Source organism: Rhizobium sp. CRRU65 (assembly GCF_048551595.1).
GTDB lineage: Bacteria > Pseudomonadota > Alphaproteobacteria > Rhizobiales > Rhizobiaceae > Rhizobium > Rhizobium leguminosarum_J.
This window is the reverse complement of sequence record NZ_JBLYZH010000005.1, coordinates 1-17039: the sequence shown is the minus strand read 5'-3', so window position 1 is coordinate 17039 and position 17039 is coordinate 1. Positions and strand designations below refer to the sequence as shown.

16 protein-coding genes are annotated in these 17039 nt (G+C 59.1%); 9 read left to right on the top strand and 7 right to left on the bottom strand.

What is annotated here, in order from left to right:
- Positions 1 to 58: 58 nt before the first annotated feature.
- Positions 59 to 535, top strand: a complete 477-nt coding sequence (locus ACM5SV_RS11600; RefSeq protein ID WP_222335446.1) for an Lrp/AsnC family transcriptional regulator — start codon at positions 59 to 61, stop codon at positions 533 to 535.
- 63 nt (positions 536 to 598) lie between these two features.
- On the top strand, positions 599 to 1873 hold the full coding sequence (locus tag ACM5SV_RS11595; RefSeq protein ID WP_222335445.1) for an NAD(P)/FAD-dependent oxidoreductase: 1275 nt from the start codon (positions 599 to 601) through the stop codon (positions 1871 to 1873).
- A 33-nt stretch (positions 1874 to 1906) separates the two neighbouring features.
- Here ACM5SV_RS11595 and ACM5SV_RS11590 read toward each other — a convergent pair whose 3' ends face one another.
- The 6 genes from ACM5SV_RS11590 to ACM5SV_RS11565 all read right to left on the bottom strand — a co-directional run bounded on the left by ACM5SV_RS11590 (position 1907) and on the right by ACM5SV_RS11565 (position 7850).
- Positions 1907 to 3229 carry an NAD(P)/FAD-dependent oxidoreductase gene (locus ACM5SV_RS11590; protein ID WP_222335444.1) on the bottom strand — a complete coding sequence of 441 codons (1323 nt, stop codon included), beginning with the start codon at positions 3227 to 3229 and terminating at the stop codon, positions 1907 to 1909.
- A 19-nt stretch (positions 3230 to 3248) separates the two neighbouring features.
- Complete coding sequence (locus ACM5SV_RS11585; RefSeq protein ID WP_222335443.1) at positions 3249 to 3674, bottom strand: RidA family protein; 426 nt, start codon at positions 3672 to 3674, stop codon at positions 3249 to 3251.
- A complete protein-coding gene (locus tag ACM5SV_RS11580) occupies positions 3674 to 4852 on the bottom strand; it encodes a DSD1 family PLP-dependent enzyme (protein ID WP_419425193.1) in 1179 nt (392 codons plus the stop codon). The genes ACM5SV_RS11585 and ACM5SV_RS11580 overlap by 1 nt, the downstream gene beginning before the upstream one ends.
- Before the next feature lie 78 nt (positions 4853 to 4930).
- Positions 4931 to 5659, bottom strand: coding sequence for a 4-hydroxythreonine-4-phosphate dehydrogenase (locus ACM5SV_RS11575; protein WP_419425192.1), 729 nt, complete (start codon positions 5657 to 5659; stop codon positions 4931 to 4933).
- An 11-nt stretch (positions 5660 to 5670) separates the two neighbouring features.
- Positions 5671 to 6645 (bottom strand): 4-hydroxythreonine-4-phosphate dehydrogenase PdxA, encoded by a 975-nt coding sequence (pdxA, locus tag ACM5SV_RS11570; protein WP_419425191.1) that lies wholly within the window; start codon positions 6643 to 6645, stop codon positions 5671 to 5673.
- Positions 6642 to 7850 carry a four-carbon acid sugar kinase family protein gene (locus ACM5SV_RS11565; RefSeq protein WP_419425190.1) on the bottom strand — a complete coding sequence of 403 codons (1209 nt, stop codon included), beginning with the start codon at positions 7848 to 7850 and terminating at the stop codon, positions 6642 to 6644. The genes pdxA and ACM5SV_RS11565 overlap by 4 nt, the downstream gene beginning before the upstream one ends.
- Before the next feature lie 106 nt (positions 7851 to 7956).
- Here ACM5SV_RS11565 and ACM5SV_RS11560 point away from each other — a divergent pair, with 106 nt between their 5' ends.
- A complete protein-coding gene (locus tag ACM5SV_RS11560) occupies positions 7957 to 8826 on the top strand; it encodes a LysR substrate-binding domain-containing protein (RefSeq protein WP_222335436.1) in 870 nt (289 codons plus the stop codon).
- A 150-nt stretch (positions 8827 to 8976) separates the two neighbouring features.
- Here ACM5SV_RS11560 and ACM5SV_RS11555 read toward each other — a convergent pair whose 3' ends face one another.
- Positions 8977 to 9645, bottom strand: coding sequence for a FadR/GntR family transcriptional regulator (locus ACM5SV_RS11555; RefSeq protein WP_018068441.1), 669 nt, complete (start codon positions 9643 to 9645; stop codon positions 8977 to 8979).
- 217 nt (positions 9646 to 9862) lie between these two features.
- On the opposite strand from ACM5SV_RS11555, the gene ACM5SV_RS11550 reads away from it, so the two are divergent.
- The 6 genes from ACM5SV_RS11550 to ACM5SV_RS11525 all read left to right on the top strand — a co-directional run.
- A complete protein-coding gene (locus ACM5SV_RS11550) occupies positions 9863 to 11506 on the top strand; it encodes an ABC transporter ATP-binding protein (RefSeq protein WP_419425189.1) in 1644 nt (547 codons plus the stop codon).
- A 57-nt stretch (positions 11507 to 11563) separates the two neighbouring features.
- Positions 11564 to 13234, top strand: a complete 1671-nt coding sequence (locus tag ACM5SV_RS11545) for a peptide ABC transporter substrate-binding protein (protein WP_419425188.1) — start codon at positions 11564 to 11566, stop codon at positions 13232 to 13234.
- Between the two features lie 71 nt (positions 13235 to 13305).
- Entirely contained in the window at positions 13306 to 14256 is a 951-nt protein-coding gene (locus ACM5SV_RS11540) for an ABC transporter permease (RefSeq protein ID WP_024323560.1), read from the top strand.
- Between the two features lie 32 nt (positions 14257 to 14288).
- Positions 14289 to 15167 carry an ABC transporter permease gene (locus tag ACM5SV_RS11535; protein WP_020397318.1) on the top strand — a complete coding sequence of 293 codons (879 nt, stop codon included), beginning with the start codon at positions 14289 to 14291 and terminating at the stop codon, positions 15165 to 15167.
- A gap of 202 nt (positions 15168 to 15369) precedes the next feature.
- The gene (locus ACM5SV_RS11530) at positions 15370 to 16704 is read left to right on the top strand and encodes an NAD(P)/FAD-dependent oxidoreductase (protein ID WP_018068446.1); all 1335 of its coding nucleotides are present in this window, start codon (positions 15370 to 15372) and stop codon (positions 16702 to 16704) included.
- Positions 16705 to 16853: 149 nt separating this feature from the next.
- The coding region (locus ACM5SV_RS11525) for an acetyl-coenzyme A synthetase N-terminal domain-containing protein (RefSeq protein ID WP_130676705.1) at positions 16854 to 17039 on the top strand (186 nt) is incomplete at its 3' end.

Genomic DNA, 17039 nt, shown 5'->3' with positions numbered 1-17039 from the left:
CATCGACTGCCTCGGCAGCCGACCAGGATCGTGCCATTTATCACCGAAAGCTAAGTCCATGAAACTCGACCGGACAGACATCAAGATCCTGCACGTGCTGCAGCAGAATGGTCGAATGACCAATGTGGAGCTTGCTGAGGTTGTCAACCTATCGCCAAGCCCCTGCCTCATGCGCGTCAAGAAGCTGCAGTCGGAGGGCTATATCGAAGGCTACACGGCGCAGATCAATGTCGCCAAGTTGGGGCAGGCGCTATTGGTGTTTACTGAGGTCACGCTGAAGAACCACCGGCAGACCGATTTTGCACGCTTCCTCGCTGCTATCGAGAAGATCGAGCACCTCATTGAGTGTCATGTGATCTCGGGCGGCTACGACTATCTCTTGAAATTCGTGACTACCGGCATAGGCGAATATCAGGAGATCATGGAGCGGCTGATCGAGCTGGACGTCGGTATTGACAAGTATTTCAGCTACGTCGTGCTGAAATCGCCGATCCGCAGGGCGCAACTGCCGCTGACCAAGCTGTTTCAACCTTAAGCTCCTATAAGCTCCTCGCCCTTTCTCCGGGCGATCCAATCTCTAGAGACAAGGCGCGCCACCATGAAGTTCTCATCCTACTGGCACGACACTGCTCCGGCCTTTGCCGGGGCCGAAGAGGGTCCGATCGATGGCCATTACGATGTCGCCGTGGTCGGCGGCGGCTTCACCGGTCTTGGCGCCGCCAGGCAGCTCGCAAAGGCAGGTGCCAAAGTCGTCGTTCTGGAAGCCGAGGCGGTGGGTTGGGGCGCCTCCGGCCGCAATGGCGGTCACTTGAACAACGGACTTGCGCACAGCTATCTGGCGGCAAAGGCGGAGCTTGGCAAGGAGCGCGCGATTGCGCTTTACAAGGCGCTGGACGACTCGATCGACACGATCGAGGCTCTAATCCAAGACGAGAGAATTGATTGCAGCTTCCGCCGCACCGGTAAGCTGAAGCTCGCCTCCAAGCCCCAGCATCTCCAAGCGATCGCGCGCAACTTCGAAGCCGTGCACGCCGAAGTCGATCCGGACACGGCGTTGCTAAGGGCAGACGACCTGAAGCAGGAAATCGGCTCGCCCTTCCACGGCGCGATGCTCTCGAAGAAGAGCGCGATGATGCATATGGGTCGCTACGTCATAGGGCTCGCCGAGGCAGCGAAGCGTCACGGCGCGACGATCTTCGAGAACGCGGCCGTCACGGGCCATCGGCAGGCGGACCGCCGTCATCATCTGAAAACCGGCCGCGGCAGCGTCACCGCCGATGCGGTGCTTGTTGCCACCGGCGCCTATACACCCTCGACCTTCGGCTATTTCCGGCGCCGGATCATTGCGGTAGGCAGTTTCATTATTGCCACGCGGCCGCTGACCGAAGCGGAGATCGCGGCGACGATGCCCGGCAACCGCACCTGCGTCACGTCGAAGAATATCGGTAACTATTTCCGGCTCTCGCCCGACAACCGGCTGATCTTCGGAGGCCGCGCGCGCTTCTCGGCAACTTCCGACCACGGTTCGGACCCCAAGATTGCAGCAACCCTAAAGGCGAGCCTCGCAGAAATCTTCCCGCAACTCGCCAGTGTCGAGATCGACTATTGCTGGGGCGGGCTCGTCGACATAACCAAGGATCGGTTCCCGCGCGCCGGCTGTCATGACGGCGTCTGGTACGCCTTGGGTTACTCCGGCCATGGCGCCCAGCTTTCGACCCATCTCGGAATGCTGATCGCCGACGCGATCCTCGGCCGGCCGGACCGCAATCCGATGAAGGGGCTCGATTGGCCGGCCGTCCCGGGGCACTTCGGAACCCCCTGGTTCCTGCCGCTGGTCGGCATGTATTACAAGATGTTGGACAGCGTCGGCTAGGACTTCATGTCCTACCCTCGCCTTTCGCCATGATCAGAGCCCGCCGACCTCGACTCTGGAGCCGTCAAAGAAGCGCGACAGCCGGAAGGGCGTGGGATCAACGCAAGGCCTATCGTTAGCAACCAGATCAGCGGCGAGGCGGCCGATGCCGGGGCCAATGCCGAAGCCATGGCCGGAACCGCCCGCGGCCAAATAAAGGCCTTTCACATGATCAGACGCCGAGATAACCGGTACCGCGTCCGGTGTGCAATCCACATAGGCGCCCCAGCTGTCAGCGATTTCGATTCCCGCAAGCGCCGGGAACTGCTCGGTGACGCCCTTCAGGATAGCCGCGATTGTCCGGCGGCTCGGTCTTGGATCGAGAACACGGATTTTTTCGAAAGGCGAAGGCGTATCCTTGTTCCAGCTCGCCAAAGCTTCCGGTCCGTGAAACATGGACTTGCCAACGCCAATCTGGACCGCTTTCAGTCGCTTCAGAAACATCGGCATGAACCAGCGCGCGTAGCGCAGGCCTTGTGGCGTGATATCCAAGGTCGCCCTACCGCTGACAGCGAGCGTGTAACTGCCGTCCAACCTGCGTGTCAGCGAGCACTCAGGCGTATAAATCGCCTCGCCGAGATTCGTTGTGGGTCGTGTACGAATTGCAGTCTGGCGCACGCTTGCCTGCGGGAACTGCACGCCGTACTGGCGACAGAACAAGGAGGTCCACGCACCGCCGGCGTTCAGAACGGCCTGCGACCTGATGATCCCTTTTTCGGTGATGATCCCAGCAACTGCACCATTGACGATATCGAGACCCCGTGCGGCGCATTCCTGGTGGATAGTCGCTCCGAACTTACGCGCACCATTCGCGATGGTCGGCGCCGCAATGGCGGGTTCGCCCTTGCCATCATCGACTGAATGGACGCCGCCGAGCCAGCGGCGGCCTTGCGCGGGAATTCTGTCATGCGTCTCCCGGGCAGTTAGCATCTTGGTATTGACGTTGAATTGCCGAGCGAGATCAAGCCATTGTTCCCATTCCGCCAGCTGCTCCGGGTTGTCCGTCGCATAGAACAGGCCGCATTGGCGGAAGCCGACGTCCTCCTCGATTTTGGCTGCGAACTGGTCCCAAGCCTGCATGGAAATCCCCGAGAGCGGCAGTTCGCGCTCATCGCGGTTCTGCCGGCGGCACCAGCCCCAGTTTCGGCTGGACTGCTCACCGCCGATATAGCCCTTCTCGACCAAAGCAACGGAGAGCCCCCGCTCTGCGAGAAAAAATGCCGCCGACGCGCCGATAATGCCGCCACCGATGACGACGACGTCGGCCTTCGCGGGAAGCTCTTGATCGCTCGGTATGCGTTTGAGGAGTGGTGACATCGTGGCTGACCTGAATTGATTAGTCGGAGCTGTTTTGTGCCTGCCGCGCAGGAGCGTCTTGCGCGAGCACGGCTATCGCGTCGATCTCGACGAGATAGCCGTAGTGGAGTTCGGGCACCGGAACCACGGTGCGCGCCGGGCGCGCCTCTCCCAGCCGCGCTGCATAAACCTGGTTGAAGCGCGGCCAGTTGCTGACGCCAACGATGTAGGCCGTCACCCTGATGAGATCGTCCTTGGTTCCGCCTGCGGCTTCCAGGACCGCCAGCATGTTGTCGATGGCCTGCCCCGCCTGCGTCTCGAAGCTATCGTCGGGAAGCGGCGCCCCATCCGGCCGGATCGGGAGCTGCCCTGATATATAAAGATGCCGGCCCGCCAGTTTGGCCTGGACATAATGACCGGCCGGGCTGGGCGCGCGATCGGTATTCACGGTTATGACGTTCGACATCACCAGCCTCCGAAACGCGGCCAACAAGCCTGAACGGCATGCGAGCCAATGCGGACAACATGATAGACCGGGTGCTGCGCAGCGGTTGCGCATGCGTGGTTCGGCAGGATCCGCACCCGGTCTCCGATCGCCAGATCGGGAAGGCGAGCGTCCGAGCCGCGTCGCACGGCGAGGATGCCATGCTCCTGGTTCGCATCGGCAACGATGATGTCCTGGTAGGCATTGCCGTCGATGTCAGTGACGAGGCCATATCCCTGGTCGATGGCCTGCCTGCTGGTGCCGCGGTCCCGCGACAAAGACATCCATCCGCCATCGGTTATGATCCAACCCTTCTCGCGCTGGTGTCCGATAACCGTCGCAAGAACGCTGAGCGCGATGTCATCGACCTGGCAAATGCCGATGCCTGCCATCACCAGATCGAAGAACACGAACACCCCAGCGCGGACTTCGGTCACGCCTGTTAGATCCTTCGCATGATGGGCCGTCGGCGTCGAACCGACGCTGACGACCGGGCACGGCAGGCCCGCACCACGAAGAAGCTGCGCGGCTTCAACAACGGCCAACCGCTCCGCTTCCGCATAGCGTTGCTGCGCCTCGTCGCCTCCACCTTGGTAGCTATCGCCAGCATGGGTCAAAACGCCACGCAGCTCCGCGCCTGCCGCCAGCGTCTGCCCGATCTCCAGCAACTGCGCGTGATTGGCAGGCACGACACCCGAGCGATGGCCATCGCAATCGATCTCGATCATGGCTGGGATCCGCATTCCGGCGCCTCGGGATGCCTCGGCAACCGCCTGCGCCTGTTCGACGGTATCCAGTACCACCACGAGATCGACGCCCTTGGCGCGCAGCTCGGCGACACGCGCGAGCTTTGAAGGAGCGATGCCGACGGCATAGATCATGTCGCGAACGCCAGCGGCTGCGAACTGCTCTGCTTCCTTCAACGTCGAGACGGTCGCCGGTCCCTCTGGCGCACTCATCAACCGCCGGGCCACGTCAATCGACTTCGCCGTCTTCAGATGCGGTCGCAGCGACACGCCGAGGTCATCGAGCCGGTTCCTGAGCCGCTTGATATTGCGGTCCATCCGGTCCGCATCCAGAACCAGACAGGGCGTTTCCAGCGCCTCAAGAGTGGTCGTGGCTGCCGAGCGAGGGGAGGGGGCGAACGTCGCTAGATCCATTTGTCTGGTCTCCAAATTCGAAACTCACCTTGTCGCCCAATCGTAAAGACGGCAATTAATGATTGGTGAAGGTTCGATTCAGTTGCGCGTTAATTCTGATGGTGCAATCCAGCCCGCGTCGGCCTGAATCCGATCGAGAACGTTGATCTCCGCCTCGATCTCCAGCCGCAGGTTGGAACTGCCGGAAAAAGCACCATTGAAAGCCGCCGTTCCGATGGTAAAGCCTGCAGCACCAGACCGTACGACCGCCGCCATCCTTTCAGGGCTGTCGATCGATCCGGCAACAACCACGGGCTTGGCCACGGCCTCGCACACCTGCGTCATCAGCGCTTCGACATCGCCGCCGAAGCGATAGGCCAGCAGATCGAGACCGCTGACACCGTTGATCGCCGTCAATTGCCGGGCACTTTCCACAATTGTCTCGATCGTTCCTTCGAGCTTGCTCGGATGACCGACAATCTTGCCGGGGAACGGATAGTAGCCGATGTTTCGCCCAGCAATAACTGGGAGAACGACATGCGGTCGGGTGCCACCCATCAAGATGTCGACGCCAAGCTCGACTGCGGCCTGCGCGGATCGTCGTTCGCTCTCCTCATCGAGGCTGACCACTTCGAGGTAGAGCGTGGCACCCCCCGCCTTGATTGCAGAAGCAAGGCTCAAGAGTTTGTCGAATGGTAGGCCAATATCCTTGAACCCCACATGTCTGATGCCGGCGGCAAGAACATCCTGAAGGCGCTCGGCCGCGTCGCCAACGGTGCGGTCGTGGTTGGTCAACATAAATATGAAGTCGGGAGAAGTCTGAGGCATCGAAAGCGCTCCTAGATTGCGTTGAGAAGCAGCGCCTGATCGAAGGCGTAGCGAAGTGAGGAATGGTCTGCCGTACCTTGGCCCGCGATGTCGAATGCGGTGCCGTGATCGACGCTGGTACGGATGAAGGGCAAGCCGATGGTGACGTTGACGCCGTTGTCGATGCCGAGATACTTGACCGGAATGAGGCCCTGGTCGTGATACTGCGCAACGACGATATCGAACTCGCCCCTGCGGGCCCGCATGAAAATCGTGTCTCCTGGCCACGGACCGGACGCGTTTATTCCAAGTTCCTGAGCCCGGCTGATTGCCGGTGCGATAATGTCGAGATCTTCGCGTCCGAACATGCCGTTTTCACCGGCATGGGGATTGAGGCCGGCGACGGCGACGCGGGGCGAGGCGATGCCATATGCCTTACATGCCCCGTGCGCCAATTCGATCGTCCTGAGCACAGATTCCTGCGTCACGAGGTCGATGGCGTCTCGCAACGAGACGTGGATCGTGACCAGGATGACACGGAGTTCGTCGTTTGCCAGCATCATCGCGAACTTGTCGGTCCCCGACCGTTCTGCAAGGATTTCAGTATGGCCGGGATAATTGAGCCCCCCCATTTTCATCGCTTCCTTGTTGATCGGCGCGGTAACGATTGCCCTGATGTTGCCTGCGAGCGCTTCGTCGATCGCCCTCACAACATAGTCGTAGCTGGCGCGGCCAGCGCGCGCGTCCACCTGCCCGATCGGTAAATCGTCAGGTAGATCGGAAACGTTGAGAACGGCTATGAGTTTGTCGTCTGGGACAGCCTCGTCGACTGAAGTGACGGGCTGCACCTGAAGCGGAAGATCGAGGGCTCGGACAGCACGTTCCATCACCTTGGCATCGCCGATCACCACCGCGTGCTCAGGCAGTCCGTCCGCAAAAATGCGTGCGACGATTTCCGGGCCGATCCCACAAGGATCGCCCATGGTTATTCCGATAGGCTTCTTCATTTCTTATCTCCAAGCCAGAGGCCCCGAAGCAATTCGGCTGATTTCAGCAGCACGTTCGACGAACCAAAGCCGCCCGCTTTTGTGATGATGTGTATGGGATGCGATCCGCTCGTGCGTCCGACCGGAATTCCAGGCTCGATCTCGCCCAAAAGTTCGAGCGAACCAATCTCAAGTACGCCCAACACGGATTCGGCAGTGTCGCCGCCGGTCACGAAGAGCCCGGTCACGGGACTGCGCTGCATAATCATGCGGACCGCCTGGCCAAGAGCGATTGCGATGGACCGGGGCTCGGCCTGCGTGCCGCGCTCAGACGTTGTTAAAATGACATCTCCGGCAGACCCAGATTGGCTATATTGCGCAATGGCGCTTTCGGCGGCGAGAACGGGGGAGTGAGACGCCTGCTCGGCGTCGACCACGATCTGCCGCACGCTGCCAGTGCTCATCAGCCTTGAGCATTGCTCGCGGCTCAGAGGGTTGACGCTGCCGATGACGAAGAGATTGAGCGCCGCCGTGGGGGTCGACGGTGCGATGTCAGCGGGGCCAACATAGTCCGCCAACGCAGTCGCCAGTCCCGGAGAACCACACCAAAGAATGGACTTAGGATCGGCCGCCGATTTCACCAGCAGTGCCAGGTCGTCCTGGGTTGCTGCATCAGCTATCAGTAACTTGCTGCCATTCGCGACAAGTTCGCCGGACTTTAATGCGCGAACTTCCTCAAGCCCAAGAAAACGCACTTCCGCGTCTGGAATATCCCGGAACAGAGCCCGAAGACGAGAGTCTGTTATTGGATGGAGCGGGTCCCTCGCAAATTCGGTCTTCTCCAACGGCACGCCACGCAGAAGCTGACGCCCTCCCTCAGTCGTTCGCCCGCCCGCTGGGAAGGCCGGAGCGACGATTGCAACAGCCCGACCGGATGCCGCACGTGCAGCAGATACTTCAGCTCCGACGTGGCCTCGAATGGTGGAATCCACGGTGTTGTAAAGGATCTCCGCGGACGTCAGGCTTTTTGCCGCCAGCGTCGCCCGATCGACAGCGTCCTCAATGGATACTGCCCGGCTTGCTTTGTTCACGGAGATAATCGCAGCATCTTGCAGAGACGATGGCTGATAATCGTTGAAGACAAAGCATCTGTGCCCCATGCTCACGAATGGCGCGGCGCCATCCGTTGCGCTCGTCAGATCGTCGGCGAGAATTCCTACCTTCAAAGTCGCTCTCCGTCGGTTCTCAATGTGACGGAAGACTATTAGCGCTATTGCTTCTGACAAAAAAACGATGAATTCTGACAGAAATCCGTAACTTCAAGTCACAGATATGGCCGCACGAGTCCCTGCATTATCCGCACTGAGAGCCTTTGAATCCGCTGCTCGTCATTTGAATTTCGGGCGCGCCGGCGATGAATTGTTTGTGACGCACAGCGCCATCAGCAAGCAAGTCCGCTTGCTTGAGGAAGACCTTGGCGTAGATCTTTTCGAACGAAGAAACAGGGCCGTTTTCCTCACCGACGCGGGGCGACGCCTTCTTGTCACGATGAGTGAGGTGCTTCGCCAGATCAGCGATTGTTGCGAGGAAATAAGAGTTGGCGGTTCGGCGCCGCTGGTGGTCTCATGCGAGCCGACGTTCACGCAGCGGTGGCTGATCCCTCGCCTCCCACAATTCAATGCACTTCATCCGGATGTCGAGGTTCATGTATTGGCCGCTGGTGGTCCGGTGAGCTTCGACAGGAATCATATTGATTTAGCGCTACGGAGAAGCGACTTTAGCTGGTCGCCGGAGCTCTTTGTGGAAACGGTCGTCGAAGAACGTGTCGGCCCCGTATGCGCGCCACGCCTGTTGGCTTCCGGCAGCGATGATATTCTTTCCTTGCCTCGCATTCATTCGGCCACCCGGCGAGATGCGTGGGCGCGATACATCGCCGATAATTTGCTCGCCGATCCAAATCCAACCGGGAACCAGGTATTCGAACATTTTTATCTGAGCATAGAGGCGGCAATCGCTGGCTTAGGTGCAGCAATCGGCCCAGAGCCGCTGGTGGCCGACGCTGTAGAAAGCGGGCAGCTGGTGGCGCCGCGGGGGTACTCCGGCAACGGATACAGCTACATCCTTTTGAGCCGCCTCCCGTTCGAAGGCGATGCTAGGAAACGAAACTTCCTCTCCTGGCTTCGGCGGCAGTTTGGTCCCTGAAGCGCGCAGTCTGGTCAGTATCTTGAGGCGGATGCTCCGCTACGTGGGAGATAGAGTGGCTAGATGGGCGACATGGTGGAGATCGCAGCCAAGACGGTCGCAGCGGACAACGCGACGCCGGGCCGAACATACCAATCGCGCTGACCAAGTTCAGATGCTGGGGCCGAGTATGTTTGCTCTGGCTTCGATGATATGGTCGTACATGTTTCGCTCGGCCTCTCTGCTGTCGCGGTCTTTGATTGCGTCAAGAATCGCCTGATGGCTGACAATATAGGTCGCCATGCGCTCAGAGGTCAGCGACTGTTCTTTCATTTTTCCCCAGAGGTTTCCCGCCCGTACTGCGTGAATACCTTCATAGAGCGAGGCAAGAAGACCGTTACGAGCGGCTTGGACGATGATGCGATGAAAGACGGCGTCCCATTTCTCGAAATCAACTAGAGATTCCGACGTGCTGCCTCGTGCGATTGATTTCTGCATTTCTTCGACTTCCTGCCTTGTCGCCCGTAACGCTGCCAAGGCAGCGATCTTGGGTTCAATGATCAGCCGCGCCTCAAACACTTCCGCCGGATAGGTGCGCAATGTGTCTCCTTCATTGGTTGCCGGCCGGCGAAGGGCGCTGGAGCCAACGCCGCTGCCGGCGATAAAGGTGCCTCTGCCGACGTGCCTGATAAGGCGGCCTTCCTTCTCCAACGAACTGAGCATCCTTCTGAGGGCGGTACGCGGCAGCCCGAGTTTCAGCGCCAAGTCACGCTCGGGGGGCAGGCGATCGCCTGGTTCCAGACCTTCCGCCTCAATGAAATCCTTCAACACCACGCTCATGTGTCCTCCACAACAATTATTTTGCTAAACCAATTTGATCTATATTGACACCAATGGCAATACCAATCTTATATTGATCATCGAACCAACGCCGATTGGTAGCGAATGGTGTCGAGCCAAGGAGCTGTGCACCCGCTCGAAGAGATTGTGCGGCAGCATGCATGAATCGGCGACAATATTTCAATCGAGACGCTGCGTAGATAAGGGAGATAGACCGATGGCCGTTATGACAGAGGCTGTTACAGCGGGCGACGCAGCGCTTACGGTGCGCGGCCTCACTGTCGACCTGCCGAAAGGCATGGAACGGGCTCATGCCGTCGAAAATGTCTCGTTCGACCTCAAGCGTGGTCAGATCCTTTGCATTATCGGTGAGTCTGGTTCGGGCAAGTCGGTGACTGCAAACACAATCATGGGGCTCTTGCCCAAGATCATTCCGGTCTCATCGGGCGCGATCGATCTCAATGGAACCACCATAGTCGGTGCGCCCGCAAAAACGCTGCGCCAGCTGCGTGGCCGTGTCGTGTCCATGATCTTTCAGGATCCGCTTTCGGCGCTTAACCCGCTGATGACGGTCGGCGACCAAGTCGCTGAAGTGATGACGGCCCATGGAGTGGGCACCAAGGCCTCGCGACGTACCCGCGCCCTTGAATTGCTGACCGAAGTCGGGCTACCCGATCCGGAGCTGATGTACCACCAGTATCCGTTCCGGCTTTCCGGTGGCCAGCGGCAGCGCGTCATGATCGCGATTGCGCTGGCGCTTGAGCCGACCATCCTGATCGCAGACGAACCAACGACAGCTCTTGACGTCACCACGCAGGCGCAGATCCTGAAGCTCATCCGTGACATTCAGCGTCGCAAGGATATGAGCGTCATGTTCATCACCCATGACTTCGGTGTTGTGGCTGAAATTGCCGACAGCGTCGTGGTTATGGAGAAGGGGCGGATTGTCGAACAGGGGAGCGTCGATCAGGTTCTCAAATCCCCCAGCCACCCCTACACTAAGCGCTTGATCGCGGCCGTTCCGCACCTCACGGGCGAAGACAGAAAGTTCAAGGCGCAGACGAGCGACGAGACGATCCTGACGGTCAATGGGTTGTGCAAGACCTATCGCAGTGGCAGCGCGCTGTTCGGTAGCCAGCGTGTCGTGCCTGCGGTGAAGGACGCCTCATTCACGTTGGCTACGGGCCGCACCCTCGGCATTGTCGGCGAAAGCGGCTCCGGAAAATCGTCGCTGGGCCGGCTTCTGATCAAGCTTCAGGACAGCGACAGCGGTCAGATCTTGTTTGAGGGCAAGGATATCGTCAAGCTTTCGGAATCCGAGTTCCGGCCGCTGCGCCCTCGAATTCAGATGATCTTTCAGGATCCTTTTGCCTCGCTCAATCCGCGATCCACGATTGGTCAAATACTGACAGTCGGGCCTGTCGCACATGGTATGCCCTACGTGCAGGCGCGCGAAGAGGCCCGTGCGTTGCTTTCCCACGTCGGTCTCGATGCCGGCGCCTTCGGCCGCTACCCGCACGAATTCTCGGGTGGGCAGCGCCAGCGCATCGGCATCGCCAGGGCCCTGATGTTCAAGCCTAAGCTACTGATTGCCGACGAAGCAGTCTCCGCGCTTGACGTGTCGATCCAGGCCCAGATCCTCAAGCTGCTTGACCAAATCCAGCGCGAGACGGGCGTATCAATGATCTTCATCACCCATGACCTTCGTGTCGCCAGTCAGATCTGTGACGAAATCGCAGTGATGCAGAAGGGCAGGGTCGTCGAGCGCGGCCCGCCGTCTCAGATCTTCCTGAAACCGCAATCGGACTACACCCGTGAACTTGTCGCTGCAATTCCGGGAGAACGACGGAGAGGCACTTGAGAAGGTTCAATTCACCCCTGGCAGTCACTGCCTAATAAGCAAAAGAGAGGGAATAAAATGACAAATGACTCTACGACCAAAAGCAACATTTCTCGGCGCGACGCACTGCGCCTGATGGCAGCCGGCGGCATTGCATGCTTTGCCGCTCCCAACCTGATAGGCAAGCCTGACATTGCCCGGGCCGCGGACAAGAAGCCTGCGGGTCGCGTCGTGGTCGGGCTTTCGCAGGAACCGACCGTCTTCAATCCGCTGATGGCCCATATCGAAACGGACGATGCGGTCCACTTCTCACTCTTCGACGCCCTCTTCCGCATGGATCCAGGCGGCGTTCTCCAGCCCAATCTTGCGCTAGAGGTTCCCACGCAGAAGAACGGCGGCATCTCGGAGGATGGCCTGAACTGGCGCGTCCGCCTGCGTGACGATGTGCACTGGCATGACGGTAATCCCTTCACGGCTGAGGACGTGAAGTTCACCCTTGAACTGATCACCAATCCGAAATTCCGCGCCTGGCGTACGGGCGGCCATTCGTTGGTGCGCGACCTCACTGTGGTCTCGCCAACGGAAATCACCTGGCGCATGGAGCAGGTTTTCGCTCCTTACCTGTCGTTTCTCACCGAAACCTTCATCGTGCCGAAGCACCTTCTCGAGAAGGAGCCTGATCCGAACGCAGCGGCCTTCAATCAGGCACCCATTGGCACCGGCGCCTTCAAGTGGAGCCAGCGTGTGGCCGGCGACCATCTCGAACTGGCGGCGAATCCGGATTATTTTGGCGACGGTCCGTATGTCGAACAGGTCATATTCAAATACATTCCTGACCAGACGGTACTCTACACCCAGTTCAAGAGCGGCGATATCGATCTCACAGACCAGGCGTACATCACGTCCGACCACTACGACGAGGCTAGCAAGTTGCCGGGTCGGGTGGTGAGTCTGGTGCCTGGTGCCTCCGTCGAGTCGTTCTATCTGAATCTTGAGCGGCCGCAGTTCAAGGAACTTGCGGTGCGTCAGGCACTCTATACTGCAATGGACAGAAAGGCGATCATCGACGCCCTCTATTTCGGCGTGGTGACAACGACGGAAACCTTCATGCCGAAGGAGTCGTATTATTTCAATCCGAACCTTCCGGCGCAGGAATACAATCCGGACGCAGCACGCAAGCTCCTCGACGATGCCGGCTGGGTGCCGGGGTCGGATGGGATTCGTGAGAAGAATGGAGTGAAGCTGGCGTTCAACAACTCAACGACATCCGGCAACAATCTCCGCGAGCAGGTGCAGCAGTTCCTGCAGCAGACATTCGCGGAAATTGGCGTCCAGATGACCATCTCGAATTTGCCGGCTGCCGTCATGTTTGGTGAATTCTGGCTGAAGTCACAGTTCGACACGGCGATCTCGGGCGTTACGCATCTGATTGCCGCGGATCCCGACGCCACCAACCGTCTTGCCAGCAGCGCGATTGCCGCGAAGGGTGGAAAGGGATCGAATGTCGGCCAGTATTCCAATCCAGAAGTGGATGCGCTGCTCAAGAAGGGTGCCCAGACCTTCGATCCGGAAGCACGTCGTGAAATCTATCACCGTATCCAGGAAATCGTGCGTCAGGACCTTCCCTTTCTTCCCCTGTTTGCCGCCACCTATGTGGTTGGCACAAAGGAAGGCCTTGAAGGCTGGCAACCGAATACGAACACGCGCACGGCATCATGGCATGCTGCCGGCTGGCACTGGAAGAGCTGAGTTAACCTAACGTCGCTGCTGCCGCGCGTTGCGGCGGCGGCCTCTATTGGCGCTATCACAGGGAGAGCTCAATGCGTAGCTTCCTACTTAACCGGTTCGCTCAGAGCCTTGTACTGCTTCTGATCGTTTCCGTCATCGGCTTCGTGGTCCTAAACCTGATCCCGGGTGGGCCCCTAGCACAATTTGGGCTGGATGCGAGCATGACGCAGGATGACCTGAACCGACTGACGGAGCAGTTGGGCTTGAACCGTCCTCTGTGGATCCAGTACATGGATTGGGCCTGGCGCCTTTTGAAAGGAGATTGGGGCCACTCCTTCCGCGACGGAGCGCCAGTCCTCGACGTGATCGGTCGACACCTCATGGCAACGCTGTTGCTGATGGGATCGTCTACCGTCATCGCGATTGCCATCGGTACGTGGATCGGAGTTCGCGGCGCCATAAAGCGTTATTCGATTTTCGATTACATGGCGACGGTCGGTGCGATGGTGGCCCTTTCGATCCCGACTTTTTGGTTCGGACTGATTGGCATTTACGTATTCTCGCTCAGACTTGGCTGGCTCCCGGCCGGCAACATGTACACGATCGGTGACGAGTCCGTTCTGAACTATCTTCACCATCTCATCCTGCCCAGCGTCGTGCTTGCGCTGGTGCATGTGGCCATCTGGAGCCGCTACATGCGATCGGCTACTCTCGACGTGATCAATCAGGAATTCATCAAGACGGCCCGCGCCAAAGGACTGAGCGAGCGCCGCATTCTGATGAAACACGTCATCGGAAACGCGCTTCTGCCGATGATCACGCTCGCGGGAATGCAGCTTCCCAGCGTCCTCACGGGTGCTTTGGTCACAGAGACGGTATTCACCTGGCCGGGAATGGGCCGCCTGTTCCTCGACAGCCTCGGCTACAGTGACTACCCGGTGGTGATGGGATTGCTCATGTTCTCGGCGATCCTTGTCGTAGTGAGCAACCTCGCCGCCGACATCGTTGTCGCCATCATCGATCCCCGGATCCGTCTGAGTTAAGCGCCTTAAACGCTCATCAGGAGTCAGCCATCATGACTGCCATTGCCGCAAATTCGCCCCGGGAGCGCTGGTGGAACAGCCGATCTGCGCACCGTTTCATGAACCACCATCTGGCCCTCATCGGCATGGTGATGATCGCTCTCCTGACGCTGGCATGCGTCTTAGGACCCCACTTGTTGCCGTACGATTCGCTCTATATCGATCTGCGCGCCCGCTTCGCTCCGCCGCTGACCGGCCGGCATTATCTCGGTACCGACCCGCTGGGAAGGGATCTGGCCGCCCGGTTGTTCATGGCGGGCCGGATTTCGCTCCTGGTCGGTTTCTCGGCAATGCTGCTGTCGACGCTGATCGGGACCCTTGTAGGCGTGGTGGCGGGATATAGAGGTGGCCTGGTCGGCACGGTGCTGATGCGTGCCGTGGATGGCTTCCTGTCCTTCCCATCCATCTTCCTCGTGCTTGCTCTTGCAGCTGCGCTGAAGCCGAGCCCGATCATGATTACCGTCGTTATTGCTGCCACGAGCTGGATGGAAGTTGCCCGAATTGTCGAGGCCGAAGTCCGCTCCCTGCGCGAGCGTGAATTCGTGCTGGCCGGCCGCATGCTGGGATTGAGCGCAACGCACATCATGTTCCGAGAGATCCTTCCCAATGCCATAGGTCCGATCATCGTCGCGGCCACCCTGACCATCGCCCGGGCGATCCTGATGGAGGCCTATATCAGCTTCCTCGGTTATGGAATTCAACCGCCTCTTCCCAGTTGGGGCAACATGCTGAATGGCGCGCAGCAGTATCTGGAGACCGCACCGTGGCTGGCGATCATTCCCGGCGCCGCCATCACGATCGCTGTAACCAGCTTCAATTTCATCGGCGACGGGCTGCGCGACGCGCTCGATGTTCGCGGTGATCACAGCTGAGAGAACACCATCCTAGGCGAGATGACGACGGTCTAACGCAAAGCCATCGGCACTAGGATGTCGAATAGGCTGGACGGCGTAGCAGATTCACTTCATCGCTATCCCTGATGGGTTGGAAACCTTGCGTGTTGCCACGGATGATTGTTGAGGGTTCAAACGTGCCTGTCGGAGATGCGGCGCACGATGCCAGAGGAATGGGTCTATGCCGGTCGAAGTTCAGAAAGTAAGTGACAGCTTTTCGTTTCCAACCGAGGTCGACGTCGTTGTCATCGGGGCGGGGATCGTCGGTACCTGCACGGCCTATGAGCTCGCCCGCAAGGGGGTGTCCGTTGCTTTGCTCGAAAAAGGTATCGTTGGCGGCGAGCAGTCAAGCCGCAATTGGGGATGGGTCCGACAGCAGAACCGCGACCTCCATGAACTTGCGCTTGCCACGTATAGTCTGCGGCGCTGGGAGGAACTGAGCACCGAGATCGGTCGCGATCTTGGGTTTCGTCGAAGCGGGATACTTTACTGCACGAAGAACGAGGCTGATGTTGCTCGGTGGGAAACGTGGGGTAAGGCTGCGCGCCTTCAAGGATTCCACAGCCAGATTCTGAGTGCGTCCGAGGCCAATAATCGGGCTTCGGGTGGCACATCCTCGTGGGTCGGCGGCGTTTGGTCTCCGACCGATGGGAGAGCTGAGCCAAGTCTTGCTGTGCCTGCCATCGCTGAGGCCGCGAAGGAAAGCGGCGTATCGCTCCATCAAAACTGCGCCGTTCGGGGCCTTGACATTACCGAAGGCCGGGTAACAGGCGTGTGGACAGAGCGAGGACTTGTGAAAGCTGGCACCGTTGTTTGCGCTGGTGGAGCATGGGCTTCGCGGTTTTCTCATCGATATGGTATCGAGCTTCCGGTCGCAAACATCTCCGGCACCGCAATTAAGACGACTCCCGCGCCCGAAATCATTCAAGCGGGGTGCCTCTCGGCTTCAAACTTCGTGTTGCGACGTCGGACAGATGGCGCCTACACGATCGCCGTACCCGGACGTGGTACGCTCGACCTCACTCCGAGGGGGATGCGATACGCCTTCAAATTCTATCAGATGTACCGCAGCAAGATTGGGAAGAAGCTGAAGTACCGTCTGAGCAGCAGCTTCTGGAATGGGCCCGATGCTTTCAGTACCTGGGAGAACGATGAAATCTCGCCGTTTGAAAAAAACCGAATTTTAGATCCCGCGCCCGACGGGGAACTCGTGAAGCTCGCATTGAAGAACCTTGAAAGCGAATACCCCGCACTCAAGGGAATCGGGGTCGAACGCGCGTGGGGAGGGCTCATCGATACTTCGCCAGATCTCGTCCCCGTTATTTCAAGAGTGGAGCAATTGCCGGGTTACGTGATTGCTGCGGGGTTCAGCGGGCACGGCTTTGCCATAGGACCGGGTGCCGGCCGGTTGGTCAGCGAGATCGTGATGAACGAGACCCCGATCACCGACATCTCACCCTACAGGCTGAGCCGGTTCAGCGATGGCTCGGCGATCAGACGACCGGAAATGATGTAACGGTTGATCGGCAGTCCAAACTGCTGCTGTCCGTGCGCCGATAAGCGGGCCTCGGACCGACATGGGTCGCTATATCATCAGACAGAACAGGTCTCCAGATTCTTGGCGAGCGGAATCGTCTTCAGGAGCCAATCACAGGGAGCAAAACAGTGGTCCTCGAGCGCTACACCGTGCCACGCCTTGTCCGGCAGCGAGCATTCATAGACCGGGAAAAGTACCTGAAATGGTACGAGGAAAGCGTCGAGAACCCGGACAAGTTCTGGGGCAAGCACGGCAAGCGGATCGACTGGTTCAAGCCCTATACCAAGGTCAAGAACACATCCTTTACCGGCAAG

Bases quoted from the DNA above. Each gene is read 5' to 3' on its own strand.
- ACM5SV_RS11555 (WP_018068441.1), bottom strand. From the start codon at position 9,645: ATGAGCGTGGTGTTGAAGGATTTCATTGAGGCGGAAGGTCTGGAACCA.
- ACM5SV_RS11550 (WP_419425189.1), top strand. From the start codon at position 9,863: ATGGCCGTTATGACAGAGGCTGTTACAGCGGGCGACGCAGCGCTTACG.
- ACM5SV_RS11585 (WP_222335443.1), bottom strand. From the start codon at position 3,674: ATGTCGAACGTCATAACCGTGAATACCGATCGCGCGCCCAGCCCGGCC.
- ACM5SV_RS11545 (WP_419425188.1), top strand. From the start codon at position 11,564: ATGACAAATGACTCTACGACCAAAAGCAACATTTCTCGGCGCGACGCA.
- ACM5SV_RS11535 (WP_020397318.1), top strand. From the start codon at position 14,289: ATGACTGCCATTGCCGCAAATTCGCCCCGGGAGCGCTGGTGGAACAGC.
- ACM5SV_RS11560 (WP_222335436.1), top strand. From the start codon at position 7,957: ATGGCCGCACGAGTCCCTGCATTATCCGCACTGAGAGCCTTTGAATCC.
- ACM5SV_RS11575 (WP_419425192.1), bottom strand. From the start codon at position 5,659: ATGCCTCAGACTTCTCCCGACTTCATATTTATGTTGACCAACCACGAC.
- ACM5SV_RS11580 (WP_419425193.1), bottom strand. From the start codon at position 4,852: ATGGATCTAGCGACGTTCGCCCCCTCCCCTCGCTCGGCAGCCACGACC.
- ACM5SV_RS11540 (WP_024323560.1), top strand. From the start codon at position 13,306: ATGCGTAGCTTCCTACTTAACCGGTTCGCTCAGAGCCTTGTACTGCTT.
- ACM5SV_RS11590 (WP_222335444.1), bottom strand. From the start codon at position 3,229: ATGTCACCACTCCTCAAACGCATACCGAGCGATCAAGAGCTTCCCGCG.
- ACM5SV_RS11600 (WP_222335446.1), top strand. From the start codon at position 59: ATGAAACTCGACCGGACAGACATCAAGATCCTGCACGTGCTGCAGCAG.
- ACM5SV_RS11595 (WP_222335445.1), top strand. From the start codon at position 599: ATGAAGTTCTCATCCTACTGGCACGACACTGCTCCGGCCTTTGCCGGG.
- pdxA (WP_419425191.1), bottom strand. From the start codon at position 6,645: ATGAAGAAGCCTATCGGAATAACCATGGGCGATCCTTGTGGGATCGGC.
- ACM5SV_RS11530 (WP_018068446.1), top strand. From the start codon at position 15,370: ATGCCGGTCGAAGTTCAGAAAGTAAGTGACAGCTTTTCGTTTCCAACC.